General features: G+C 53.6%; 30 protein-coding genes and 1 riboswitch. Of the genes, 2 read left to right on the top strand and 28 right to left on the bottom strand.

Going from position 1 to position 25906, the window contains the following annotated elements:
• The first annotated feature begins 416 nt into the window (after positions 1-416).
• A complete protein-coding gene (locus BM322_RS12670) occupies positions 417-1727 on the top strand; it encodes a flagellin (protein ID WP_075431049.1) in 1311 nt (436 codons plus the stop codon).
• 127 nt (positions 1728-1854) lie between these two features.
• Here BM322_RS12670 and pyrR read toward each other — a convergent pair whose 3' ends face one another.
• The 21 genes from pyrR to BM322_RS12565 all read right to left on the bottom strand — a co-directional run bounded on the left by pyrR (position 1855) and on the right by BM322_RS12565 (position 20791).
• Entirely contained in the window at positions 1855-2409 is a 555-nt protein-coding gene (pyrR, locus tag BM322_RS12665) for a bifunctional pyr operon transcriptional regulator/uracil phosphoribosyltransferase PyrR (RefSeq protein WP_075431047.1), read from the bottom strand.
• Positions 2410-2468: 59 nt separating this feature from the next.
• Complete coding sequence (locus BM322_RS12660; protein ID WP_177220901.1) at positions 2469-3422, bottom strand: RluA family pseudouridine synthase; 954 nt, start codon at positions 3420-3422, stop codon at positions 2469-2471.
• Between the two features lies 1 nt (position 3423).
• A complete protein-coding gene (gene lspA / locus BM322_RS12655) occupies positions 3424-3855 on the bottom strand; it encodes a signal peptidase II (RefSeq protein WP_318254625.1) in 432 nt (143 codons plus the stop codon).
• A gap of 18 nt (positions 3856-3873) precedes the next feature.
• Positions 3874-4503, bottom strand: coding sequence for a DivIVA domain-containing protein (locus BM322_RS12650; protein WP_082334489.1), 630 nt, complete (start codon positions 4501-4503; stop codon positions 3874-3876).
• A 48-nt stretch (positions 4504-4551) separates the two neighbouring features.
• The gene (locus BM322_RS12645; RefSeq protein WP_075431042.1) at positions 4552-5346 is read right to left on the bottom strand and encodes an RNA-binding protein; all 795 of its coding nucleotides are present in this window, start codon (positions 5344-5346) and stop codon (positions 4552-4554) included.
• 15 nt (positions 5347-5361) lie between these two features.
• Positions 5362-5859 (bottom strand): cell division protein SepF, encoded by a 498-nt coding sequence (locus BM322_RS12640; protein WP_075431040.1) that lies wholly within the window; start codon positions 5857-5859, stop codon positions 5362-5364.
• 12 nt (positions 5860-5871) lie between these two features.
• Positions 5872-6564: a YggS family pyridoxal phosphate-dependent enzyme gene (locus tag BM322_RS12635; protein ID WP_075431038.1), complete on the bottom strand. Its 693-nt coding sequence runs from the start codon at positions 6562-6564 to the stop codon at positions 5872-5874.
• 14 nt (positions 6565-6578) lie between these two features.
• Entirely contained in the window at positions 6579-7400 is an 822-nt protein-coding gene (pgeF, locus tag BM322_RS12630) for a peptidoglycan editing factor PgeF (RefSeq protein WP_075431035.1), read from the bottom strand.
• A 47-nt stretch (positions 7401-7447) separates the two neighbouring features.
• Positions 7448-9172 carry a TIGR03960 family B12-binding radical SAM protein gene (locus tag BM322_RS12625; protein ID WP_075431033.1) on the bottom strand — a complete coding sequence of 575 codons (1725 nt, stop codon included), beginning with the start codon at positions 9170-9172 and terminating at the stop codon, positions 7448-7450.
• A 36-nt stretch (positions 9173-9208) separates the two neighbouring features.
• The gene (gene nrdR, locus BM322_RS12620) at positions 9209-9685 is read right to left on the bottom strand and encodes a transcriptional regulator NrdR (protein ID WP_075431031.1); all 477 of its coding nucleotides are present in this window, start codon (positions 9683-9685) and stop codon (positions 9209-9211) included.
• Complete coding sequence (locus BM322_RS12615; RefSeq protein ID WP_075431029.1) at positions 9682-11568, bottom strand: YgiQ family radical SAM protein; 1887 nt, start codon at positions 11566-11568, stop codon at positions 9682-9684. The genes nrdR and BM322_RS12615 overlap by 4 nt, the downstream gene beginning before the upstream one ends.
• Positions 11568-12389: a helix-turn-helix domain-containing protein gene (locus BM322_RS12610; protein ID WP_075431027.1), complete on the bottom strand. Its 822-nt coding sequence runs from the start codon at positions 12387-12389 to the stop codon at positions 11568-11570. Before BM322_RS12610 ends, BM322_RS12615 begins: the two co-directional genes overlap by 1 nt.
• Positions 12390-12575: 186 nt before the next feature.
• Complete coding sequence (locus BM322_RS12605; RefSeq protein ID WP_075431025.1) at positions 12576-13730, bottom strand: cysteine desulfurase family protein; 1155 nt, start codon at positions 13728-13730, stop codon at positions 12576-12578.
• Positions 13727-14176, bottom strand: a complete 450-nt coding sequence (locus BM322_RS12600) for an Rrf2 family transcriptional regulator (RefSeq protein ID WP_075431023.1) — start codon at positions 14174-14176, stop codon at positions 13727-13729. The genes BM322_RS12605 and BM322_RS12600 overlap by 4 nt, the downstream gene beginning before the upstream one ends.
• Before the next feature lie 200 nt (positions 14177-14376).
• Entirely contained in the window at positions 14377-15459 is a 1083-nt protein-coding gene (locus tag BM322_RS12595) for an alginate O-acetyltransferase AlgX-related protein (protein WP_075431020.1), read from the bottom strand.
• 13 nt (positions 15460-15472) lie between these two features.
• Positions 15473-16852, bottom strand: a complete 1380-nt coding sequence (locus BM322_RS12590; RefSeq protein WP_075431018.1) for an MBOAT family protein — start codon at positions 16850-16852, stop codon at positions 15473-15475.
• A gap of 139 nt (positions 16853-16991) precedes the next feature.
• A complete protein-coding gene (locus BM322_RS12585; protein ID WP_177220899.1) occupies positions 16992-18356 on the bottom strand; it encodes a replication-associated recombination protein A in 1365 nt (454 codons plus the stop codon).
• Positions 18357-18361: 5 nt separating this feature from the next.
• Positions 18362-18817: a dUTP diphosphatase gene (dut, locus tag BM322_RS12580; protein ID WP_075431016.1), complete on the bottom strand. Its 456-nt coding sequence runs from the start codon at positions 18815-18817 to the stop codon at positions 18362-18364.
• A gap of 67 nt (positions 18818-18884) precedes the next feature.
• The gene (hfq, locus tag BM322_RS12575; protein ID WP_075431014.1) at positions 18885-19139 is read right to left on the bottom strand and encodes an RNA chaperone Hfq; all 255 of its coding nucleotides are present in this window, start codon (positions 19137-19139) and stop codon (positions 18885-18887) included.
• Positions 19140-19181: 42 nt separating this feature from the next.
• Positions 19182-20117, bottom strand: a complete 936-nt coding sequence (gene miaA, locus BM322_RS12570; RefSeq protein WP_075431012.1) for a tRNA (adenosine(37)-N6)-dimethylallyltransferase MiaA — start codon at positions 20115-20117, stop codon at positions 19182-19184.
• A complete protein-coding gene (locus BM322_RS12565; protein ID WP_075431010.1) occupies positions 20117-20791 on the bottom strand; it encodes a metal-dependent hydrolase in 675 nt (224 codons plus the stop codon). Before BM322_RS12565 ends, miaA begins: the two co-directional genes overlap by 1 nt.
• Before the next feature lie 131 nt (positions 20792-20922).
• Between BM322_RS12565 and BM322_RS12560 the strand changes: the two genes are divergently transcribed.
• Positions 20923-21639: a thiamine diphosphokinase gene (locus BM322_RS12560; protein ID WP_075431008.1), complete on the top strand. Its 717-nt coding sequence runs from the start codon at positions 20923-20925 to the stop codon at positions 21637-21639.
• Positions 21640-21641: 2 nt separating this feature from the next.
• On the opposite strand, the gene BM322_RS12555 is transcribed toward BM322_RS12560, so the two are convergent.
• The 7 genes from BM322_RS12555 to BM322_RS13715 form a co-directional block, all read right to left on the bottom strand.
• Positions 21642-22445 (bottom strand): RNA methyltransferase, encoded by an 804-nt coding sequence (locus BM322_RS12555; protein WP_082334488.1) that lies wholly within the window; start codon positions 22443-22445, stop codon positions 21642-21644.
• 81 nt (positions 22446-22526) lie between these two features.
• Positions 22527-22880, bottom strand: a complete 354-nt coding sequence (gene rplT / locus BM322_RS12550; RefSeq protein ID WP_075431006.1) for a 50S ribosomal protein L20 — start codon at positions 22878-22880, stop codon at positions 22527-22529.
• Between the two features lie 48 nt (positions 22881-22928).
• Positions 22929-23126, bottom strand: coding sequence for a 50S ribosomal protein L35 (rpmI, locus tag BM322_RS12545; RefSeq protein WP_075431004.1), 198 nt, complete (start codon positions 23124-23126; stop codon positions 22929-22931).
• On the bottom strand, positions 23113-23766 hold the full coding sequence (gene infC, locus BM322_RS12540; protein WP_082334487.1) for a translation initiation factor IF-3: 654 nt from the start codon (positions 23764-23766) through the stop codon (positions 23113-23115). Before infC ends, rpmI begins: the two co-directional genes overlap by 14 nt.
• 133 nt (positions 23767-23899) lie before the next feature.
• On the bottom strand, positions 23900-24661 hold the full coding sequence (gene nagB / locus BM322_RS12535) for a glucosamine-6-phosphate deaminase (protein WP_075431002.1): 762 nt from the start codon (positions 24659-24661) through the stop codon (positions 23900-23902).
• A 54-nt stretch (positions 24662-24715) separates the two neighbouring features.
• On the bottom strand, positions 24716-25225 hold the full coding sequence (locus BM322_RS12530) for a folate family ECF transporter S component (RefSeq protein ID WP_075430999.1): 510 nt from the start codon (positions 25223-25225) through the stop codon (positions 24716-24718).
• Between the two features lie 70 nt (positions 25226-25295).
• A riboswitch (THF riboswitch) is annotated at positions 25296-25394 on the bottom strand.
• Between the two features lie 267 nt (positions 25395-25661).
• A partial coding sequence (locus BM322_RS13715; RefSeq protein WP_218154623.1) for a hypothetical protein occupies positions 25662-25906 on the bottom strand: 245 nt, incomplete at its 5' end.

The following is a 25906-nucleotide window of genomic DNA, read 5'->3' as shown; positions in this document are numbered from 1 at the left end:
CTGTCTCGGCTAAAGGCCATGAATTACATCGATGTGCTTGTTACGAGAGCAACGGTTCGTACAAATTCAACCTTCCGTTACCAAAGGGGCGAACGGGGTAGTGCTTCTTTCTGTCTGGAGCGACTGTCCTGCGCAGCAGGACTGGGCCGTAAGCGCATAATCTAGAAAGAACTATGTACGTCGCGACCTGGTGACGGGAGCAGGTAACTAAGTCCGTAGAACTGGGCGTACGGTCCATTCAGCGGAAACAGAAAAAGTACTACCCCGTGAACCCCGAGCTGCGTACTATCGGGATTCCGTTCCGTACGAACTGACAGACAAACTGCAATTTATGTATACATACGTGTAATAATATTTAGAGTAGTATAATAATATTGGATACGGATTTCTTTTTGCTCACAAGGAAGGTGACAACTATGATGATTAGCAATTCGGTCATGTCGACGAATATCTTGAACATCATGGATAAACATCAATTCAAATTGTCCAAGCACATGCATCATCTCGCCACGGGCCAGCGCGTTGCCAGTGTCGCCGATGATCCTTCGGGCTGGGCCATCGGGCAGCGCATGGACGTGCGCATCCGCAGCCTTGATGCCTCCAGCCGCAATGCCCAGTTTTCCCTCAGCATGCTGAAAGTCGCAGAGGGCGGCGTGAGCTCCACCATCGACCTCCTGCGCAACCTCAAGGAAAAAGCCATCGAGGCTGCCAGTGATACTTGCACGGATACGGACCGGCGCACCATTCAAAAACTCTTTGACCAATTTGGCGACCAGATTAACGACAACGCCAATGTGACCTATAACGGCCAACTACTCCTCGATGGTTCCATGGCCTCGGCCGCTGAGCCCACCGCCCAGGTACTCACCAACCAGAGCCTTGACCAAACCACCACCGCCAGCACCAAGCTGACGGAATTAAAACGTCGGGACGGCTCCTCGCTAAACATCCAGGAAGGCGATACCGTAAACCTCTCCTATATCAAAGACGGCAAGACCTATTCCGGCAGCTATCAAGTCGGCACCACTACCCTTGCGGATATGCTGACCGAATTCAACAACATTGACCAGTCAATTTTTGACCCGTCAAAATTACAGACCGATTCCACCATTGGCGTGGATGCCCATGGCGAAACTATCCACACTGCCGATGAACAAAATGCCATTTCCTTTACCGCTGCCAATACCGGCCTTGACGGCGCCGTTTCAGGCATCACCACCAGCATCACTGACACCAAGGGCCAGGTCAAGAAAACGGCCACCACAGCCCTTAACGATTTCCAAGAATCCATCGCCCCTCGCGATGCCCAAGGCGATACCAGTTTCTACATTGCCAGCAGTGCCGACGCCAATCGCGGCATTCGCGGCTCCATCGATGACATGAGTTCCTATGCCCTAGGCCTCACCGATAAAAATGGCCATGCCATTGACGTGACTACCCAAAAGGGTGCCAATGCCGCCATAAGTGCCATTGACCGGGCGTTAGAACGGGCCCTTGACCAACAGACCACCATCGGTGCCATGAGCATGCGCCTTGAATACACCATCAGTAATCTCACCACCGAAAGCGAAAACCTTACGGCGGCCATGTCCACCATCCTCGATGCTAACATGGCCAAAGAAATGACCGAATTCACCAAAGAAAACATCCTCCTGCAAGCCGCCCAGGCCATGCTGGCGCAAAACAACCACAACGCCAGCTGGTTCCTGAGTCTCTTGCAAAGCTAAAGATTTCCCCATCAGCCTGCCCATATGCTCCTTGGCTTGTTCAAGGAGCTTTTTCAATGTCTTATCAAAAAAGCAATAAAAACAGAGCTGTTGCACATCATATTTGTGCAACAGCTCTGTTATGCTATCAATCTTCTTTGAATTCGCGAATCACGACTTTTTCGGCGCCGTCGACGTCGTCGAGCTGCAGGCTCACGACCTCGTGCGACGAGGTTGGTACGTTCTTGCCTACGAAGTCAGCACGGATCGGCAACTCGCGATGGCCGCGGTCGATGAGCACGGCCAGCTGGATGGTCTTCGGACGGCCCATATCGATGAGTGCGTCGAGGGCCGCACGGATCGTGCGGCCTGTGTAGAGCACGTCATCGACGAGCACCACAGTCTTGCCCGTGATATCCACAGGCAGCTCCGTCGGATGGACAATCGGCTGATACGAGAGCGTCGACAGGTCATCGCGGTAGAGCGTGATATCGAGGACACCGACTGGCGGTTTCTGTCCTTCGATGCGCTCGATGCTTTTTGCGATGCGCTCAGCGATTGGCACGCCGCGCGTGCGGATGCCCACGAGAACAATGTTTTCGACTCCCTTGTTCTTTTCTACGATTTCATGGGAAATGCGCGTCAAAGCGCGGCGGATTCCTTCCGAATCCATGAGTACGGTCTTATCAGTCAATACTGGCATAATCTGTCACTCCCGTCATTTTCCATTCCGTGTTCAGCTGATGCTGCCTGCCCCTCCGCTCAAGGCTGCATGGCAGCAGCCTTCTTGCGGTCCTTGGCCAGGCGGTCGCGCAGGCCTGTGAGTATTCTCTGCATATCTTCTGGCACCGGCGCCGTAAATTCCATCGGCTCCCCCGTCCCCGGATGGATGAGGGCCAGCGTCAGCGAATGAAGCGCTTGCCCCTCGATGGCAAACGGCGATGGTTTCTTCGGTCCGTATTTGGGATCGTTGACCAGCGGATGCCCGATGCTCGTCATATGCACGCGAATCTGATGGGTGCGCCCGGTCTCGAGACGGCACTCGATCAATGTATAGTCGCCAAATCGCTCGAGTACCTTGAAGTGGGTGACGGCGGGCTTGCCGTTCTCATGGACGATGGCCATCTTCTTGCGGTCAGTAGGATGACGGCCGATATCCCCCTTGATGATGCCAGCCTCTTCCTTGATGTTGCCATGGACGATGGCCCAGTAGACGCGATGCGCTGACTTCGTGCGGATCTGCTCGGCCAAATCGATATGCGCCTTGTCGTTTTTGGCACAGACCATGACGCCAGAGGTATCCTTGTCGAGACGATGCACGATGCCCGGACGAATCTCGCCGTTAATGCCCGATAGGTCATGGCAATGATATAAGAGAGCATTGACCAGCGTCCCCGTATTGACTCCCGATGCCGGATGCACGACCATGCCGCGCGCTTTGTTGACGACGATGATGTCCTCATCCTCGTAGAGCACATCGAGGGGGATATCCTCAGCCTTTATCTCCACCGGCGCGGCCTCGGGCACCGTCAAGCTGACCTGCTCGCCGCCGCGCAGCTTGTAATTGGCCTTGCGCACCGCGCCATCCACCAACGCCTTGCCCTCGGTGATGAGCTTTTGCACATGGGCCCTTGACAAGTCAGGCTGCTGACGCGTCAAAAAGACGTCGAGACGCTCACCGGCCTTGTCTGCTATATAATTCAATGGTTCTGCCATATCAATCCTCTGCGTCTTTCATTTTATACAGTATTGCATATATCATGCTGGCAACGCCAAGCACAATCGCTATATCGGCAATGTTGAACACAGGCCAGATGCGGAAATCGAAATAATCGATGACCAGACCATCCCGGATGCGGTCAACGAGATTGCCCACAGCGCCAGCCAAGAGCGCCACGCAGCCGTAATGGAACCAGCCGCATTGACGCTTGAGCCGCGGATAGTAGTACAGGAATGCCGCCACGATGACGATTCCCGCCACGATGAAGAACCACCGCTGATGCGCGAGCATCCCGAAGGCCGCCCCCGGATTGAGGATATAGGTGATATGGAATATCCCCGGGATGACCGGAATCGTCTCGCCTAGCAGCATGACTGCACTGATATAGCTTTTTACTACCTGGTCCATTACCAGCAGGACAATAAACAAACAAAATGCCCTCAATGCTTACTCTTTCCCCTCATCTGCCTTGGCCTTTTCCGGCTCTGCCTCGGCAGCGTCTTTCTTTTCTTCTGCCTTTACAGCCTCCTGCTGGAGCTGCTGCTGGCTGGCAGCCTGCTGGGCAAGCTCCGCCTTCTCAGCTGCCTCCGGATCCGGCAGCACGCGCAACGTCTCGTTGATGACGGCCAGCTCTGACTCCATCGTTACCTTGACCTTGCGCAGGAACTGGTTCTTCTCGCGCACGAGACGGTCATACTCAGCAACAATGCTGCGGACCTTAGCAGCCGCATCGTCAAGCTGTTTTCTGGCCTGCATCTCGGCCTCCTGGCGCATGTTCTGGCACTCTTTGGCCGTGTTCTCACGCATCTCCTCCGCGTTGGCCCGCGCATTGGACGTCACTTCTTCCGCCGTCTTCTGGGCGACAACCAGCGTGTCCTTGAGGTTCTTTTCCAGCTGCTGATACTGTTCGTTATCCTTATGTGCCCGCTCAAGTTCCTCCTTGAGACGGTCATTCTCACGGAACAGTTTCTCATAGTCGTTGACGACCTGATCGAGGAAGTCGTCAATCTCATCCTCGTTATAGCCGCGGAAACTGCGCTTGAAATCTTTGTTATGAATGTCCATTGGTGTAAGCAAGGTTATTATCTCCCATCTGAAACGAGTATTGTGTAAAGTAATCGTGAATCAAAGGTAGCGTTTGAGGACCACCACTGTGCGGCCCTTCTTCGTCGTGCCGCGGACTTCAGCGACCTCGAGACGGCCGCGGCCGCGCATCGAGAGGATATCCCCTTCCTTGACGGTCTGCGAGGCACTCTTGACCGGCTGCCAGTTGAGTTTCATCTTGTCGGCGGCGATATCGGCAGCTGCCCGGCTGCGGGACGAGCCAAAGCCCGAGGCCGCGATCGAGTCGACGCGCAGGGAGGCCACCGTCGCGCGGATTTCTTTGCAGCGCTCCTCCTTCGGCGCAATCGAGGAAAGCTCGACGCGCTCACAGCTGACGCCTACGGCACCAATCTTCGTGAGGTTCGCGAGGAAATATTCTGCCATCTTCTTGTCGCAGAGAATCTTGACGCTGTCATTCGTCACGAGCAGATCGCCAATGCAGTCGCGCTCGATGCCAAGGCCCATGAGAGCACCAAGCACATCGCGGTGCGAGAGACGCGCGAACTGGCCATTCCAGCGCGCCTCGATGCAGTCGATATCAAAGCCCGTCGGCGTTCCCAAAAAGTCCTCATGCACATAAATGGCGCGGCAGCGTTCAGCGCCCTGATAGCCGCCGGCAAAATCGACACGCAGGCTGCCGTAGTTGGCCGCTACGGTCTCGGCGATTTCCTGCCCGAACGGATCAAGGAATCCGCTCATGCGGAATTTCTGATTGCGCTGGACAGCTTCCGCCATATCGACGAGCTTTATGACAGCCTCTTCGCCTTCCGTTCCCTTGTAGAAACGGATCAGTTTTTCTTTCTGTTCACTTGCCATGGTTTCGTTGTTCCCTTATTTCTTCAGCCAGGGCATCTCCGTCGATACCCGGCGATCTTCTTCCGTATAGCTGACGTTGACATTGCTCGGCGCACAGAGGAATACATTATGGCCGACCTTTTTGATCTCGCCGTTCAGTGCATAGGTCGTACCACTGATAAAGTCGATGATGCGCTTGGCTGCCTCAGCATCGGTCTTCTCGAAATTGATGACGACAGGCTTTTTCTCGCGCAGGTTATTGGCCACCTGCTGAGCGTCATCAAAGGTCTGCGGCTCGATGACGATGACCTTCATCTTGTAGTTGGTCACCGTGTTCTCACGTGCCGATGCGGCCGAATGGAAATCTACAACGTTGCGGGCTCCCTCTTTCTCATGACTCATTTCCGTTTCCTCCTCGACAGGCTCACGCTTAGGCTCATTTTTCTGTCCGAGCTCCTCATCAGCAAAATCCAATTTATCTTCTTCAGGATCCATCAGGCCCATTTTCCCACATACTTTATCAATAATACTCATAATGCCACCTCTTTAGTACTGTCGCGGTCCAAAAATCGCGGTTCCTACCCGGACTATGTTTGCGCCCTCTTCGACCGCAATGGGGTAGTCATGGGTCATACCCATAGATAAATATGTAATATTCGCCGTCTGGTACGGTAATTCCTTTACCTGCTGGTAAATTTCATACATTTCCCGGAATAACGGCCGGCAAAGCTCTACATCTTCGTAGTTCGGCGCAATGCACATGAGGCCGCGCAGGCAAAGATTCGGCAGCGACTCGACAAGGTCGAGCATTTCCCTGAGGTCTTCCTTGTAGACCCCTGACTTGCTGTCTTCCTTGGCCAGGTTGACCTGCACGAGGATGTCCTGCACCTTGCCGATATTGCCAGCTTCTTTGTCAAGGGCCTTGGCCAGATGCGGCGTATCCACCGAATGGATGAGGTCGAAAAGCTGCACGGCCACCTTGGCCTTGTTTGTCTGCAGATGCCCGATAAGATGCCAGGTCACATCGCGGTCAAGTTCCGCGTATTTCTCCTTGGCCTCCTGGATGCGGTTCTCACCCACATCGGTCGCACCAGCATCGATGGCCTCACGCATTGCTGCCACATCGTGATTCTTCGTCACGGCGATGAGTTTTACGGGCACATCCTTGGGCACGCGGGTGCGTCGTTCCATGCTGGCGGCGATGCGTGCCTCGACTTCATGAAACTTCTCTTTTATCATGCGATTACCCCCGTTCAGTATTTCGTCAGTGCGATAACGGCTGCCATGCGGCCCGTCGTGCCGCCGTCGGCACGATAGGAATAGAACCACTGGTGCTTGCAGGCCGTACAGGTGTCAGCCATCTCGATGTTCTCGCTGCGCACGCCGATATCCATGAGCTGCAGGCGGGTGGCCTGCCAAAGGTTCAGATGAGTTTTGCCCGCTTTTGCCAGGACTATCTTATCCTGATGCGCGGGAAATGCCTGACGGAACTCATCGACGACATTTTCGCCCACCTCGTAGCAACAGGGGCCAATGGCCGGCCCGATGCCGACCAACAGCTCATCAGGATTCGTGCCAAACTCACGCTGCATCGCTTGGGCAGTCTTCTGCGCGATCTTGCCCACGGTGCCCTTCCAACCGCCATGGGCGATGCCGACGGCGCGATGCTCGGGGTCAAGGAACAGAATTGGCGTGCAGTCCGCAAAGCAGAGCACGAGTGGCAGGCCTGGTTCATCAGTAATCAGCGCATCAGTCGCCGAAATTGCGTCACCATAGTCGCGCGCACCACGGCCAGCCTCGGCTGCCCCGACGCGCACCACAGCATCACCATGCACCTGCTCCGGCGTCACTAAAGTCTCAGGCTTTAACCCCAAAGCGTGCAGGAACCGCTGCCGGTTCTGCCAGACGGCCTGAGGATCGTCGCCGACGTGCAGCGCCATGTTCAGCGAATCATACGGCTTCTTGCTCACGCCCCCAAGGCGTCCCGTCAGACCATGCACACAAAGGTCCTCCGTAAACGACGAGAACTTGCCCCGCCAAAGATTATCCCGCATATGTTCAAGCACAAAACTCATCCATCGCACCCTCTTTGTTTGGTAGATTTATTGATGTTATCTCCGGCTCAGCAGACCCCGCAGCGATGACAGCCGTCAAAGCAGGGTATTGTCGCCTTGAGCCCGCCAGCCTTTTCCAGCTCTGCGTACAGGTACTCCCGCGTGAAGCCCATATCGAGCCTGTCCCAAGGGAATATCTCCTGCTCCGTCCGCTCACGATAGAGCTCATCCTCCATCGCCAAGCCGCATTCCTTCATAGCTCGCTTGAAAGCCTTGCTGCCGCCCAGCTCATGAGCCAGCAGCAAGGCCTCACCGACCCGGCGGCCGCCGCGGGCGATGACGCCCTGGATATAGGCCTCCTTGGGCGACTCGACATTGACGATGACATGCTTGCGTTTCTTGAGCTCCTGGGTCAAGCGCTTGAAGGCATGCTCTACATACTTGCGGTCAGCCATCGGCATCCACTGGAACGGCGTGAAGGGCTTGGGGATAAACGGATTGACGCTAAGTGTCAGTGACCCCTTGGCGCCCTTTTCTTCCATATAGTCCTTGAGCCGGTTGGCAAGGTCGATGATGGCATCGATATCCTCTTCCTGCTCAAAGGGCAGGCCAATCATGATATAGAGCCGGAAATTGCGGATGCCAGCTGCAATGCCCATCTCCATGGCCTGGAACAGATGCTGCTCCTCGATGCCCTTGTTGATGACAGCACGCATGCGCGGGCTGCCCGCCTCGGGCGCCATGGTCAGCGTCTTGAGACCACTCTGGGCTAGCGAATCGACGAGCTCCTGAGTCACCGAGTCAGCGCGGAACGAGGCCACCGACATAGAGAGGCCCTCGCCAAGGATCTCGCGGCAGAGTTCGTTGATTTCGGGATAATCCGAAATCGCTGCCCCCATAAGGCCAATGCGGCGCTTGTGCTTGAGTGCCTCCTTGACCTCACGGGTGATGACCGCCAGCGAGCGGTTGCGCGGCCGGCGGAAACAGTAGCCCGCCATGCAGAACCGGCAGTGACGGCCACAGCCGCGGGCCGTCTCAATAAGATAGAAATTGAACTCGGTGTTGTCTGTGATGACAACCGTATGGGCCGGATGCATGTCAAGGTCCTGCACCCACTGGCGGCTGACCAGCTCGGGAGCGCCCGGCAGCGGCTCGATAGCGGTCAGATTTCCCGCCGCATCATAGTGATGCTCATAAAGCGACGGCACATAGACGCCAGGAACCTTGGCGATATGCAAGAGCATCGCCTCACGGCTCATGCCCTGTGCCTGAGCCTCATGCCAGGCATCCATCAGAGCGGGCAGGATAACCTCCCCCTCGCCGATGATAAAGGCATCGATGACACCTGTGAGCGGCTCGGGATTGAACGTCGCACAGGGTCCGCCCGCGATGACCAGCGGATCTTTTTCCGTACGCTCAGTAGCCCTTACCTTGACCTTGCCGAGCGTCAGCATCTGCATGACGTTGAAATAGTCCATCTCAAAGGACAGTACAAAGGCAATGATGGGAAAATCATGCAGCGGCGTCTGGTTCTCGATGCTCATGAGCGGCGTGCGCGTATTCTCATAGCGTTTCAGCTCCTTGCGCTCGGGCAGGAATACGCGCTCACAGGCCACATCATCGCGCTCGTTCAGGAGTTCATAGACGATATGCAGGCCGAGATTCGACATGCCCACGAAATACGAATTGGGATAGACCAGCGCCACCGGCGTCCGCGTCCCCATGGGGTAGCGGTAATAGCCAGTCTCCTGCGCCAGCTGCTCCTTCAGTTCTCGTTTGAGTTCCCAATCCAAATGCTTTCTTCCTCCCAGTCCTGCTTTTCGCCTGTCTTACTTATCCTTCGTCTCTTCGCCCTTATGGGCCTGCAGTACCTTGAGCTCCTCAAGGAAACTGCTGATATCGGCAAACTTGCGGTATACCGATGCAAAACGAATATAGGCCACCTCATCGAAATCCTTCAACCGGTTCATGACGAGTTCACCGATCTTAGACGATGGGACCTCCTGCTCCATCGTATTGCGCACATCGCGCTCGATCTCATTGACCAGCGCCACGATGCGCTCCATCGAAATATCGCGCTTGTCGCAGGATCGCACGACGCCATTTAAGATCTTGTCGCGTTTGAATACCTCGCGGCGGCCGTCCTGCTTGACGACCATCAGCGGCAATTTCTCGACGACCTCATAGGTCGTGAATCGCTTGCCACAGCCATTGCACTCACGGCGCCGGCGGATGGTCGTACCATCCTCGGCGGCTCGCGAGTCGATTACCCGGCTGTCAGCCTGTTTACAAAATGGACATTTCATCGCCGCACCTTCTTTTCTCGTTTGCTGTGATTGTTCTTTCTATGGTTTGCCGGACGGGATTTTGCCCCTTTGTCCGGCTTATGGTTCTTGTCCCCGCCCTCAGGCCGCACAAGGCACTTGCGGTCAAAGCCGATAAGGTCCTCGCGATGGGCAAGCCGCAGAGCTTTGCGCACGATGGCGTGATTCTGCGGCAGCCAGTACTGCATGAGCGCCCGCTGCATGAGTTTTTCTTCATAGGACTTAGCCGTGTAGACCTTTTCGCCAGTCAGCGGGTCGATGCCCGTATACCACATAGCCGTCGAAAGCGTCCCCGGCGTCGGGATGAAGTCCTGCACCTGCTGCGGATGATAGCCCATATCGCGAATGAATTCCGCCAGCTCGATGGCATCGGTAAGCTCCGCCCCAGGATGGCTCGACATGAAATACGGCACGAGGTACTGCTTGAGCCCGAGTTTCTCGTTCGTGCGGCGGAACTTTTCGGCAAAGGCCTGATAGACCTTGCGGTTGGATTTTCCCATCATGCGCGTCACCCGGTCGGAGACATGCTCGGGCGCAATCTTAAGCTGCCCGCTGACATGGTACTTGCAAAGCTCCTCAAGGAATTCATCCTTGGCCAGCATCAGATAGTCGAACCGCACGCCCGAGCGCACGAAGACCTTCTTGACCCCAGGCAGGGCCCGCAGCTCACGCAGTAGTTTCAGATAGTCGCTGTGGTCAGCGACGAGATTGCGGCACGGTACTGGTGACAGGCAAGGCTTGCCGCGGCAGGTGCCACGCTCTAGCTGCCCGTCGCAGCTCGTGCGGCGAAAGTTGGCCGTAGGGCCGCCGACATCGTGGATATAGCCCTTGAATCCCTTCTGCTGCGTGAGGATCTTGGCCTCACGCAATAGCGACGCATGGCTGCGACGCTGGATGATGCGGCCTTCATGGGAGATGATGGCACAGAAATTGCAGCCGCCAAAGCAGCCGCGCTGGCTCACCAGGCTGAACTGCACCTCCTGGATGGCCGGCACGCCCCCCGCCTTATCGTAGATGGGATGCCATGTCCGCTGGTAAGGCAGGTCATAAATCTCATCCATCTGTTCTTCGTTAAGCGGCAGCGCTGGCGGATTCTGCACGACGCACCACTCACCATTCTGCTGGGCCAGCTTGCGGCCGCGGATGGCATCCTGCTCAAGGTACTCGAGCTTGAATGACTCGGCAAATTTCTTCTTGTCCGCTGCCACCTCCTCATAGGAGGGCAGGGGCAGATGATCCCAGACATAGTCCATGTTGGGCACGCGGTAGCACGTCCCCTGCACATCCTGGATGTTCTCGATGGCCACACCCTGCTGCAAATCGGCCGCTACCTCTAACAGCGCCCGTTCGCCCATGCCGAAAATGAGCAAGTCAGCCTGGCTGTCGACAAGAATCGAGCGGCGCACCGCATTGCTCCAATAATCGTAGTGGGCCAGACGGCGCAGGCTCGCCTCGATGCCGCCGATGATGATTGGCACATCATGGTAGAGCTCGCGCAGCCGATTGCAGTAGACAATCGTCGCGCGCTCAGGCCGGAAGCCTGCCTTCCCCCCTGGCGAGTAAGCATCCTGATGGCGCACCTTGCGCGCCGCCGTGAACTTGTTGAGCAGCGAGTCCATATTGCCCGCAGAAACAAGAAACCCCAGCCGCGGTTTTCCCAGGCGGTCGAAATCCCTGGTAGAATGCCAGTCTGGCTGGGGTATGATTCCTACTTTATAGCCATGCTTTTCCAAGAGTCGGCAAAGGATGGCCGGGCCAAAGCTCGGATGATCCACATAGGCATCACCAGACACGAAGACAAAATCCAGCTGCTGCCAGCCGCGTTCTTCCATATCTTTTCTGCTGATTGGCAAAAATCCGTTCATTATTTCTTGCTATCCTTCTTGCTGCCGGCAGCCGACTCACCCTCCGGCGTAAACGTCTTTTCCGTTACCTCGCCGATATCACCAGCCTTGCCAAGATCCTTGCCATTGACATTGAAGGCAATCGCACCGGCGTTGCCAGCCGTGATGACAACCGATTCCTTGCCCTTCCAAGTCTCGGTCTTGCCCTTCTCAAGAGTGCCCTCATAGACAACCTTGCCATCGGCCTTGACCTGGGTCCAGCAGGAGCCCGTCGTCTTGGCTACTACCTCGACGCCCTCAGTCTTCTTGGCTGGAGCTGCCTGCGGCTGCGGCTGTTCCTTCTTTTCCTGCGGTGCCTTAGCCGTAGTCGTTGCCGTCTTGGCAGGTTTTGCCGTAGTTGGGCTGTCGCTGTCCGACAGCAGGAAGAATGCGCCTGCTGCTACTACGAGCAGGACGGCAGCCACAAGGAAAAAATTCTGACGCTTATGGGAGGTCTCCACGCGCTGGCGAAAATCCTTGCCAGTGGAAAAAGCAGGCGCAACCTTTGCCTTCTGTGGAACTTCCTCTTCCGCTGCCTGCTCCGCCTCTTTAGCTGCCTGAGCCGCAGCCTGCTCGGGATGATTCTCTTCCGTAAAGCGCTTGACAATCGCGTCTGCGTCCATCTTCAGGAAGTTTGCGTAGTTGCGGATAAAGCCCTTCGTATAAACTTCGCCGGGCAGCTGGCTGTAGTCACCGTTTTCGATGCACTCTATATATAACGCACGGATACTCGTGCCCTTCTCGATATCTTTGATGGTAAGATTCTGTCTTTCGCGTTCTGCGCGCAGCATATCACCTAACATATTATATCAAACCCCTCCTGCCTGTGATTTACAGCTTGTCAAAGTTTTCCTTCAAGCATTACCTTTTAATTATACATAATAATGCTTGTCAATACAAATTTTTTTGCTATTTGGTACTAAAAATATTCACAAAAGTTTCATGAAAAAAGACCTGACGGTTTCCCGCAGGTCTTCTGCTCCAAATATTCAGCTGCCGGCCTGGCCGCGGATTGCTGTGACTGCCTGCCGCAAAACAGTCAGCAAGCCCTCGAGCTCGGCCTTTGTCGTAAAGCGGCCCAGGGTGACGCGAAGTGCCGCTGCGGCCCGCGCAGGCGGCTGGCCCATCGCCGTGAGCACATGGGAGGGTTCCAAGGAACCAGCACTACAGGCACTGCCTGCCGAAACAGCAAAGCCTGCCATATCGAGACGGATCAGCAGCGTATCCTGGGCAATGCCCGCGATGCCGAAATTCACATTGCCCGGCAGGCGGTACTCCTCGTCGCCGTTTATCCAGCTGCCCGGAATCGTTTTGATCTGCGCCATAAGCCAGTCACGCAGCTCCGAAAGACGCTCCCACTCCACCGTGAGCTCCTCGCGGGCAATCTCGGCCGCCTTGCCGAGGCCCACGATGCCAGCGGTGTTTTCCGTACCAGCCCGCAGCTCGCGCTCCTGACTGCCGCCATGAATCAAGGGATTGGGCTGGAACCCACGGCGCAAATAGAGCGCGCCGATGCCCTTAGGCCCGTAAAGCTTATGCCCCGACAGCGACAGCGCATCCACATGCAGTTCAGCAACGGACAAAGGGATATGCCCCGCCGCCTGCACCGCATCGGTATGGAAGAAAATCTGCTGCGCCTGCAGGAAGGCGCCGATTTCCGCAATGGGCTCAATCGTGCCGACCTCGTTATTGGCCGTCATGATGCTCACGAGGATCGTATCGTCACGCACGGCGTCTTTGACCTGCTGCGGCTGCACACGGCCAGCTGCATCAACAGGCAGATAAGTCACCGCAAAGCCCTGCTGCTCCAGCCAGGCACAAGTGTTAAGCACCGCATGATGTTCGACGCTGCTCGTGATGATATGACGGCCATGGCCCGCGCGGCGCAGCGCAAACGCCATGCCCTTAAGCACCCAATTATCGCTCTCGCTGCCGCCGCTCGTAAAAAAGATTTCATCAGGCTCTGCCTGAAGGAGTGCTGCCACCTGGGTACGCGCCTTGGCCACGGCACGCTTGGCCTCACGGCCAAAGCTGTAGACACTGGACGGATTGCCAAAACACTCCAAAAAATACGGCAGCATGGCCTGCAGCACCCGCTCATCCACCGGCGTCGTCGCCGCATAATCAAGATAGACCGGCGTCATCGCGCGCACCCCACATGCTCGTGGCTGCCGTCGTTATCCATCAGCGTCTGCAGCGTGATGCTGCCGAGCACCTCGCTGATGCTGTCGCAGACTTTCTCCCAAATGCCGCGGGTCACGCAGGCACAGGCGCGCTCACAGGGCTGGTCCTCGGCACCAGCCTCAGCCAGCAGGCAGTCCACAACGGCAATCGGCCCTTCCACCGTCGTGATGATTTCGCCAATCGTGATGTCCTTGGGCTCGCGGCCGAGCATATAGCCTCCCTGAGCGCCACGGATGCTCTTGACCAGCCCCGCTCGCCGCAGTGGCACCATCAGCTGCTCGAGATAATTCTCCGATAGCCCCTGCCCCTGCGCCACGCTCTTCAGAGAAACCGGCCCTTCCCCATAACGCAAAGCCAGTTCATACAGAGCCGTCACGCTGTATCTTCCCTTGGTTGAGATTTTCATCTATGTCTCACCTCAAAATTCCGAGTAAAATACTAAGATTTGTTTTCTTAATATAGCAGAAAAGCCCCTCACTGTCAAAAAAACTTCACTGTTGTCAAGCACTACCAAACAATCTCCAGCATCGACACCTATACAATGACATAAAATATAATAACGCCAATCTTCCATATTGATTGGCGTTGTTATACGCCTATATCCTTCTACCTCTCTCTAAATTTCACTTTAGTCATCAACACATCTACTACTCGCTGCTGTGCTTTCCATGACCAATGTGTATCATCCTGCCAATAAACATCTTTTTCTCCCTCTGCCAACATTTCCCTTAAGATGTCTCTAGTATTGATAAATACATAATCACCGTCATTCTGTGCAAACATATCCATAAAAATATTTTCCTTATATTGGTCAGTCGCAACAATATATGGTTGATACAAATCCATCTTATCCACATTGATCATTACCACTAATTGTATACCACGCTCCTTTAACGCCATAGCAATCTCATTCAGATTTTGATGGATAGGCTCAAAATCTATATCAAATTTCTGGCCCCATAAATCTTCGTCAGAAAACAATAACATATCTTCCCGCTCTTTGTTAGTAAACAGGTTTTCTTTCAGCTTTTCTTTGTATACATTATTGCTTAGCTTATTCCCATTATCTTTCTGTCTCACAACCCCTTCTATAACCTGCAAGTTATATTTAGGCATTATTCCGGGGAGCAACCCAACGATATCCTTATTCCCCTCAGCGCGATATCCATTATATGTTTTTATCAATTTCTCTCGCGTCATTGACTTCACTGTCTTATCTCGTCCATCCAAACGTTCAACAGCATATTTCTCCGCAGACCCCAAAACAACAACTTGTGGTTTTATCTCATCTATCACCCCTGACTCTATAAAATCCCTCAAAACGACCACAGGATTAGCTGACCCTATCTTGGGAACATTAAGCACACTTTTATTATATCTATCAGCCAAATAATCCTGATAATATGTGCCTCCTACGCCATTAGAAAAAGAATCGCCGAAAGTCAATACATCAACGATAGGTTTATCTTCCATTTGCAGATATTCTGCAAATTCCACATGTAATCTGTCATACAGAATATTAGGTGTTTGTGCTTTCACATGAGGCATCGTGGCTAATCGAGTCAAATCCCCGTGACCATCAGCATCAGTAAAATAATCCTTTGAGAATCCATACCACAATGCTACATTTCCCCAAAAGACTATCCCAATCAATATCAGAAACAACATAACATATTTGTTGCTATTCATCTGGTAATTCCTTTCAAAATTGAAAATACAAAAAATCAGAAATCCTTGAGAACTTATACAGTGTAAATATCATGATTACAGCAGTCACACCTAGCCATTTGTAGTTGGGTTGAAAATTTCTCAGCATCACTAAAGGATTGGGAATAACCGTCAATACCAATACAGAGGAAATCAACACAATTAAATGTTTTCTTGTATCTTCATCCATATACGCGATACTCGAGAAATCTCCCATACTGCTAAGCACTGCCATAGCATCATGAATATTGTCTGCTCGAAAGATTACCCAAAGAAGAGTCACACACAAAAAGGTCATCCCCCAGCTCACTGCTTTGGGCAAAACAATTGCCGTTTTACGCCAAGCATGATTTATCATTAATAAGGCACCGTGAAAACCGCCCCAAATAACAAAAGTCCAACCTGCTCCGTGCCACAGACCAATTATGAGCATAGAGACAAAAAGGTTCCGCATCTTTCTTAATTCACCGTTTCGATTGCCTCCCATAGGAATATACAGATAATTCTTCACCCACAACCCTAAAGTCATATGCCAGCGACGCCAAAAATCAATGATACTGCAAGCCTGATATGGAGAATTGAAGTTCACCGGCATGTTGAGATTAAACATCAACGCTAAGCCGATAGCCATTTCACTGTACCCAGAAAAGTCGAAATACAATTGCAGCGTATAGCTTAATGCCCCCACCCAAGCCTCTGCGCAATAAAGACTCATAGCATGGCCGAATGCTGCATTTGCATACACTGCCAACATATCCGCAATAACTACCTTCTTGAACAAGCCAAAGGTAAAAACCGTTAACCCCAGCGCAATATTCTCATAATCTATCCGAAAGGTCTTATCCGCTATGAACTGAGGAATCATTTCCTTATGATTGATAATCGGACCAGCTATCAAATGCGGAAAAATCGTTACAAACTCTAAATAAGTCAAAAAAGATTCGTTCTTGGACTCCCCGCGATAAGCATCAACCAAATATGCAGTCTGTGTAAACGTAAAGAAAGATATACCCAAGGGTAATACGATATGTGGCAAATCAAAAAGACTGTGCCCAGCCAGCATATTTACTGTTTCCAGGAAAAAATCCATATATTTGAAATATCCCAACAACAAGACATTTATCAGGACGCCAAAAATCAGCCAACTCTTACAATGATTTTTCGCTTCCAGATGTCGTCCTACCCAATAATTGAAACAGATAGAGCCAAACAACAATGGAACATATCGCACATCCCAGTATCCATAAAAGAAAAAGGATGCCAACACCAACCACAAAGTTGCCATCCGCTTTTTCCCCTTATGTCCCAGTAAGAAAAATCCAATAAAAGTCAATGGTAAGAATATAAATATGAATTCATACGAATTAAATAACACCTATGCAAACTCCCTTTCATTTTTTAATCCTATTATAACCTCCATTATCATAGCATAGATGTCCCCCCCCCCCGCAAGACAAAACGCCAGTTGATATGAACCAACTGACGCTTTGTCTTGCCTATAAAGTCCTATATTCTTAGAACCGCTCGGGCCAACAGTTATGCAGATAATGCCCGAGGCGTTTTTCCGTGCCGTTCTCTGACGGCTGATAGTAATGCGCACCGGCCAATTCTTTCGGCAGGTACGCTTGCGCGGTAAAATGATGAGGATAATCATGGGGATAGATGTACTCGGTGCCATGACCGAGCTTGGCTGCGCCCTTGTAGTGGGCATCGCGCAGATGCATGGGCACAGCTCCGCAGTTCTTGCTGCGGACATCCTGCAGCGCCGCATCGATTCCCAGATAAGCCGCATTGCTTTTGGGCGCCGAGGCGATATAGGTAACCGCCTGCCCAAGGATAATCCTTGCCTCCGGCATGCCGACAAACTGCACGGCCTGGGCCGCATTCATAGCGACAACCAAAGCCATCGGGTCAGCGTTGCCCACATCCTCTGACGCGCAGATGACCACCCGTCGCGCAATGAACTTGACGTCCTCGCCAGCGGCCAGCATACGCGCGAGATAATGCAGTGCCGCATCGGGATCGCTGCCGCGCATGCTCTTGATGAAAGCCGACACCGTATCATAATGATTGTCGCCCTTCTTGTCATAGCGCTGCACACGCTGGCCCAAAATCTCCTGCACCATTGCCAGCGTAACCGTGCCGCCATTGGGTGGCAACATCGAAGCTGCCCCCTCAAGTATGTTCAGCGCCATGCGCGCATCGCCCCCCGCCAGCTGCGCGATAGTAAGCAGCACCTCATCGTCTACTGTAAGCTGCTGGCCGCCAAGACCACGCTCGGTATCAGCGAGGGCCTGCCGCAAGATCTTGACCAGCTGGCCATCGCTTAGCTGATAGAGCCGAACGATGCGCACGCGGGAGAGCAGTGCATGATTGACCTCAAAGAACGGATTCTCCGTGGTCGCGCCAATCAAGATTAAACGGCCGTCTTCCACATAGGGCAGCAAGACATCCTGCTGGCTCTTGTTGAAACGATGGATCTCGTCGATGAATACGATGGTCCGCTTTTGATAATAGCGCCGCTGTTCATCGGCGTCTTTTACAATAGCGCGGATATCCTGGATGCCTGACGCTACCGCGTTGAGCTTGCGGAACAAACTTCCCGTCATTCCCGCAATCATCTGCGCGAGTGTCGTCTTGCCCGTGCCCGGCGGCCCGTAGAAGATCATCGAGGAAATCTGGTCGCGCTCGATCATCTGCCGCAAGAAACGCCCCGCGCCCACTGCCTCCTGCTGACCGATGAACTCCTGGAAGTTCCGCGGCCGCATGCGCTGGGCCAGCGGTTCAAAGGGCCGCGCCGCCCCCAGCGTTGACTGGTCAAGATTTGACATGTCAGCTGCCGCAGGCATCGCAAATAAGTCCATGCCCTCGTCTGCCATTTCACTCACGCCTTTCCTGTCGAGCCAAAGCCGCCCTGCCGCGCGGCACCATCCCCTGCCATATCGCCGTCCGCCGTCAAATACTTCTGGAAGATTCCCTGAGCGATGCGCTCCCCTGGCTCAATGACCACAGGCTGGCTGCCGCGATTCCAGAGGGCGATGAAGATATGGCCCTCGTTATCCTCATTGTTGTAGTAGTCGGCGTCCACCACGCCAACGCTGTTCATAAGCACTAGCTGCCGCTTGACGGCCAGGCTTGAGCGGATGTGGATCATCAGCACCTCGTCTGCCTGCATATACGCCTTGACGCCAGTCGGCACCATGACCATCACCTGGGGCGCAATCGTTACCCTCTCAGCTGCCGCCAGATCGTAACCAGCGCTTGCCGCCGTCTTGCGCTGTGGCAGTACCGCACCGCGCTGCTGCCATCCCGTCACCCATTCAAAGCCTCGTACCTTCATGTTTATCTCCTGTCTATTGCTACCATCAAAAAAAGGCCTTCCAGAGGAAGGTCTCTCTTCTTCTCGTTTATTCTTCTTCGCCGTCGCGCTTATCCACGCCGAAAATGCCACTGATTGGCCGTGCCGGCGTAATCGTGGAAATCGCATGCTTATAGACCATCTGCTGTTTGCCAGCAACGTCAAGAACGACCGTGAAATTGTCAAACCCTTTGACATTGCCTTTGATCTGGAAACCATTCAAGAGATGAATCGTCACGGCGACGTTCTCCTTGCGGACCTGGTTCAAGAAACTATCTTGCAGATTGATATTTTTTGCTGGCATAAAAATCCCTCCATCATGGTACTACCCTATTATATTCTACCTTCATGGAAAAAATCCTGCCACATCCTTCAAAACCATCGCAAGCAAACTTTCCTCCGGTATCTCGTCGACACGGTACCAATGAATATAGGGCATTTTCCGATACCAGGTCAACTGGCGCTTGGCAAAATGACGCGTCGACTTCTGGATGAGATCTACGGCCTCCTCATAAGTCATCTCGCCAGCCAGCCAAGCTGCCGTCTCCTTATAGCCGATTCCCTTCATGGCCTGAGACTCCCGCGGGATGCCCGCATCCAAAAGCCCCTGCACCTCAGCAGCCAATCCCGCCGCAAACATCAGCTCCACGCGCTGATTGATGCGCGCATAGAGCTGCTGGCGGTCGCGATTGAGGCCAATGACCAAGGCATCATAGCAAAGCTCGCCGCCTTCTGCCGCCCGGGACTGGGAAATCGCCTCATCGCCGAAATGCGCCACCTCCAATGCCCGCACGATGCGGCGGAAATCATTGGGATGCAAGCGTGCCGCTGCCTCGGGATTGACCTTTGCCAGCATCCCATGCACATATTCATGGCCCTTGCTGCGCCCGAGCTCTTCAAGCTCTGCACGGTACTCCGCATGGCCCGATGTCTCATTGAATTCATAACCTTCCAGCAGAGCCTTGACATAGAGGCCCGTGCCACCGGCAAGGATGGGGATCTTTCCCGCCGCATTGATTTTGGTAATCAGCTGCCGCGCTGCGGCGACAAAGTCCGTAACATTGTACGCTGCCTCTGGCGGCAGGATATCGATAAGATGATGCGCGATGCCCTGCCGCTCAGACAGCGTCGGTTTCGCTGAGCCGATATCAAAACCGCGGTAGATGAGCATCGAGTCCCCTGAGATGATTTCCGTATCCAGCTGCTTTGCCAGCTCGATTGACAGCGCCGTCTTGCCCACAGCAGTCGGGCCTAAGATGACGATTAACTTCTCTTTGCTCATCAAAGCTCCAGTTCTGCGCCCGGCTCGACCACATGGACCTCAGCCCGTGACATGGCCTCGGTGATTTCCCGGTACTTCTTGACATCCTGGTTGATGATGGGCCAGGTGTTGTAATGCACAGGAATCACATGGCGCGCATTGAGCCACTGGGCCGCGAGAGCCGCATCCTCAAGGCCCATCGTATAATTATCGCCCACCGGCAGGATGGCATAGTCAATCTCATCCTTGCGGCCAATCAGCTGCATATCACCGAACAGGGCCGTGTCGCCTGCAAAGTAAATCTTGAGCCCGCCCATATAGATGACGTAGCCGCAGGCAATGCCGCCTGCCACCCCTGAGCTGTGCTTGGCCATCGTCATGCGCACCTTGCCAAAGGGGAGATTTATCGAACCGCCGAGATTCATCGGGTGCTGCTTGAGCCCCGGTACACGCTGCTCACAAATGCCGAGCACCTCTGGTATCCCCACCAGTTCTGCGCCCGTGCGGCCAGCAATTTCCGGTGCATCGCCGAGATGGTCGCTATGGGCATGGGAAATCAGGATGAATTCACAGTCGATCTCCTCCGCCTTGATGGTCGCCTTCGGATTGCCCGTCAGGAACGGATCGAATAATACCTTATGCTCGCCATTGTCGAGCATGAAACAGGAATGACCATAATATTTAAACGTTACCATTGATATAACCTCCCTTGCGGTTGCTCCTTGTTTTTTTCCATGCTATGCTATAAACATCGCTTAGATTCATTATAACATATCGTGCAATCAAACAACCATTATCCCTATATTCTGCGAATCGAGGTTTTCCTATGCCCCAGACATCCTTTTTTTCATTGACCTTTCCCCAGCTGACTGCTAAATACGCAGCCAGCATGCCTGCTGCCCCGTGGCTGCTTGTGACCGGCGGCCGCCCGCCGCAGTCCGGCTGGCTGGCAGGCCTTACAGGCTTTGCCCACTGCTGGGCCGCGGACCACGGCATCGACAGCTGCCACAAGAACGGCCTCGTGCCCGACTGCCTGCTTGGTGATGGGGACAGCGCCAGTACCGCCGCCTGGCAATGGGCCGAGACCGCTGGCATTCCCATCCGGAAATTCCCCGCCGCCAAGGACCTCACCGATACCCAGCTCGCCCTTACGATGATGCGCGAGGCAGGCGCTCCCTTCATCGTCCTCACCGGCGCTTTCGGCGGCCGCTTTGACCATGCCTTCAGCACCATCTTCAGCGCCGCCGTCCACGAGGTCCCCTGCTGCCTGATTGACGAATCCGAGGCACTCTTCTATGTGACGCCCCAAAGACCACTGACGTTGACATATCAACTGCGGCCAAAGGCAATCTCATTGCTGCCATTTACTGCCGCCTGCGAGGGCGTGACCATCAATAATGTGCGCTGGCCCCTTACCGGTGCGACGCTCACGCAAAGCCAGCCCAATGCCGTCAGCAACGAGCTTTTGACCAATCAGGATGAATTTACCGTCAGCCTTACGCAGGGCATCCTTGGCGTCTACTGCTACTGGGGCAAGTACTGAGCTTACGCCCTTCGCTGCCGCACCGCCTCATAGAGCACTACAGCCGCCGATACGCCGACGTTCAGTGACTCGGCCTGTCCGTACATCGGGATATAGGTCTTTTGCGCCTGCTGCAACAATTCCTGCGATACGCCATTTCCTTCATTGCCAAAGACGATGGCCGCCCCGCGCGTGAAGTCCTGCGCAAAATGCGGTTTAGCTGACTCGTCAAGGGCCGTCGCGTAAAGGGCAAGCCCGCGTTCAGCCGTGAAAGCCGCCAGCTCCTCCACCGTCACGTCAGTGCAGACTGGCAGGTGAAAGAGACTGCCCATCGTCGAGCGCACGATCTTATCGCCAAACACATCAACGGAACCTTTCAGCAGGATGACACCATCGGCACCGACCGCGTCGGCCGTGCGGATGATTGTGCCCGCATTGCCTGGATCCTGCACCCCATCGAGAATCACATAGAGTGGCTTATCCGCCGCCGGCAGTTCTGCCAGGCGGCTTTTCTGCTGTCGCATGACAAGCAGTATCCCCTGGGGCGTATCGGTGGCCGAGGCCTTGCGGTATACCGCCTCCGAAGTCTCGCAGAGCAGGCAGCCCTGTGCCTCCAGCTGCGCGAGCAGCTGCTGGCCGCGCGGCTGTGCCGAAAGCTCAGCCGTGTAGAGTGCAAAGGCGATACCCCAGCCAGCAGCGGCCGCCATCTCCACGAGCCGGATGCCCTCGGCGACAAACAGCCCTTCCTTTTCGCGATGCTTGCGGCTATGCAGGCTTGCAGCCAATTTGATTTTCTTGTTGGCCGGACTGTCGATTCGTTCCCGCATGATTTTCCCTCCTAAACGACGAAAAAGGGTTGACAGAACCATTGGTTCCATCAACCCCACATCTTCGTGTAAACCTATGAATTACAGGTTCTCCTTAGCAACAGCAACGAGCTGTGCGAAAGCTTTCTCATCAGAGATAGCCAGGTCAGCCAGCATCTTGCGGTTAACCTCAACACCAGCCTTCGTCAGGCCGCAAACGAGACGGCTGTAGGAAATGCCGTTAACGCGTGCAGCAGCGTTGATACGAGCAATCCAGAGACGGCGGAAGTTGCCCTTCTTCGCACGACGATCGCGACGAGCGTAGTAGAGAGCCTTCATTACGGTCTCGTTAGCTTTTTTGAACTGTTTGCTCTTCGTACCTTTGTAGCCCTTAGCGAGCTTCAGGATTTTCTTATGACGTCTATGTGCAGTCACGCCTACTTTTACTCTTGGCATGTTTTCATCCTCCTAAATAATGGATAATCAATCAAATCGATGTCGTAATTACGTGTACGGAAGCATTCTCTTGACGCGGCCATGATCAGCAGCCGTGCAGAGAGCAGCTTTACGCAGGTTGCGTTTGCGTTTCGGAGATTTCTTCTCCAGGATGTGGCTCTTGAAAGCCTTGTTACGTTTGAATTCACCACTACCCGTTACGGTAAAGCGTTTTGCAGCAGCTCTGCGAGTTTTAATCTTTGGCATTACTGTTTTCCTCCTTAGACTGAGTCTCTTTCGACTTCTTTGGTTTCGATGCCTTCTGCACCTTCGGTGCAACGATCATCGTCATATTTTTTCCTTCAAGTTTGGCATTGCGCTCAATGGAGACGCTGTCGCCCAGCTTTTCAGCTACGCGGCTCAATACCTCTTTGCCGAGCTCCGGATGAGACAGCTCTCGTCCGCGGAACATGATAGTCACTTTGACTTTATTTCCTTCTTCGACAAAGCGAAGAGCATTCTTCAACTTGACGTCAAAATCGTGTTGTTCAATGTTCGGGCGAAGTTTGACTTCCTTGATGCTAATGACCTTCTGTTTCTTCTTAGCCTCTTTCTCCCGTTTCTGCTGTTCGTATCTATACTTACCAAAATCCATGATACGGCAGACCGGCGGTTTTGCCTTCGGAGCTACCTCGACCAGGTCAAGATGCTGCTCCTCCGCCATGCGAAGCGCCTCACGCGTCGGCATGATGCCGAGCTGCTCACCAGTTGCGCTGGTCACGCGAACTTCGCGGATATGAATTTCTTCATTGATGCGTAACGAATCTCTGCTAATAGTAGAACACCTCCTGATGTTTCGTTTATAAACAAGAAAGAGGCGGCACAAAGCCACCTCCAAAAAACTCATGCTATAAACCCATCTGACCTCTGCCAGCAGGTGAGAAGCGGTGGCCTCTTCTTGTTCACGACTATGCTAGTGTACCATACATATCGTTATATTGTCAAATGTTTTTCGCAGTTTTTTTCTTTTTCCGCAAGTCTCATTTGCGCCGTATAGGCACGCCAGGAATCGACGCCGGCAGCAACGCAGCTGCCTCCCTGTCGAGGATGAGCGCCACATCCCGATGCAGCTGCAGGATAGATGCGGGTGCCTCCGGCGTCACATCGCCGCATACTGCTTTGTATACAGCCTCAGCTTTGTTGCGGCCATTGGCCAGAAGGATTACGTGCTCGGCCATCATGATGGTCTTTATGCCCATGCTGATGGCATACCGTGGCACCTCATCGCTGTTCTTGAAGAATCGCGAATTGGCCTGGATGGTTTCCTCGTCGAGCTCCACCTTATGGGTCGTAGCCGCAAATTTCACATCGGGTTCATTGAAGCCGATATGGGCATTCTGACCGATGCCCAGCACCTGCAGATCAATGCCCCCCTTGGCCGCAATGAGCTTTTCGTAACGATTCCCCTCCGCCACCACATCATCGGCCATACCGTCGGGCAGGAAAACATTTTCCGGCCTGATGTTGATGTGGCGGAAGAAATATTCCTGCATGAAATAGTGATAACTCTGTGGATTTTCGGGCGCCATGCCAATATATTCATCGAGATTGAAAGTGGTCACTTCCGAAAAATCAAGCCCTACGCTCTTATGGACTGCCGCCAGCCGCTGATACATCGAAACCGGTGTGCTGCCCGTAGCCAGCCCCAACACGCTGTCCGGCTTCAGATAGATCTGGCCAGCCACGATATTGGCAGCTTCGAGCCCCATATTCTCATAGGAATCCGTAATGATTATCCGCATAGAACCACCCTCCTTATCTGTCGCAGACCTCTGCCCCATGCCGGCAGCCAGGCCTTACGACCGCTGCAAATGCCAGGCTGCCGCCGGCCGGTAGACCATCAGGAACAAACTGATCTCCAGCGGATAGCAGATGATGTTCTTGATGAGCCGGCTCAAGAAGATTGCCGAAGCCGCCTTATCATAAAACAACATGAGCCACAAAGTGTTCAAGCCCAGATGGACGATGACCGTGACCAGCAGGAACGGCAGCCAGGCATTTTTCCAGCTGACCGTTTGCTTATTATGGAAGAAATATCCATAAATCCACCCCGTCAGGAAATCCGACAGCACAAAGCCAGGGAAGAAAACACCAAAACCCAGCACTGCTGTGCCTAAGAAATTGGCCAAGGCGCCAATCGTTCCGGCCCGCCAGGGACCAAACCAGGCTCCATATATCGCCAGTGGCAAAAAGCCAAAGGTGATATGGATGAACACCGTCTGGATTGAGAACACATAAGTGAGCAAGATGATAAAGCTGATGCATAGCGCACCAAAAATCATCGCCCGCACTTTGTCATTGGGCATAAAAAAAGACCTCCTTCATGCAAAGAACAAGCGTTGTTGCATGATTGAGAGGTCATGGTCTCATAGATGCAACAGCGGGATGCAGCAAATGTATCGCAAGTAAAAACTTTTCGTCCCAATGGCAACTCCCCGTCCATCCGGCACTTAACGCACATTCGCTTACTCTGTTACAGATATTCATCTGTATGCCTTCAATATAGCACGCGCCACTGTTTCCGTCAAGGAAACATCACAACATGCTCCCCAAAGAATCTATACCTCGATTACAATCATTAAATTGCAGTTTGTAGTTTCCTTTTCTTATTCGCATAAAGCTGCGCCGCCGGACAGGAGAGTACCAACGCTTCACTTAGATGCTTTGCTAAAAATTTTTTTTGCCTTTAACTAAGCATTGAAAAAGTTCCCAAACGCGCTTCGCTTGAACGGTGTGAATTTTTCAACGAAATGTGAGGGCAAAAAATATTTTCTTTACGCAAACCATCAATGTTACGCTTATGGTACTCTCCTGTCCGGCGGCTTTACGTTTGGCAATAGCTCTGAACTTCTTCAAATTGCTGATGCGCTGGTGGGGGCCGTTCCGTGCGCAGGACAGTCGCTCCAGACAGAAAGAAGCACTACCCCGTTCGCCCCTTTGGCAACGGTAGTCTGAATTTGCACGAACCGTTGCTCCCGCAGCAAGCA

It is taken from the genome of Selenomonas sp. GACV-9 (genome assembly GCA_900116485.1).
Lineage (GTDB): Bacteria > Bacillota > Negativicutes > Selenomonadales > Selenomonadaceae > Selenomonas_A > Selenomonas_A ruminantium_G.
This window is presented reverse-complemented; position numbering and strand designations above follow the sequence as displayed.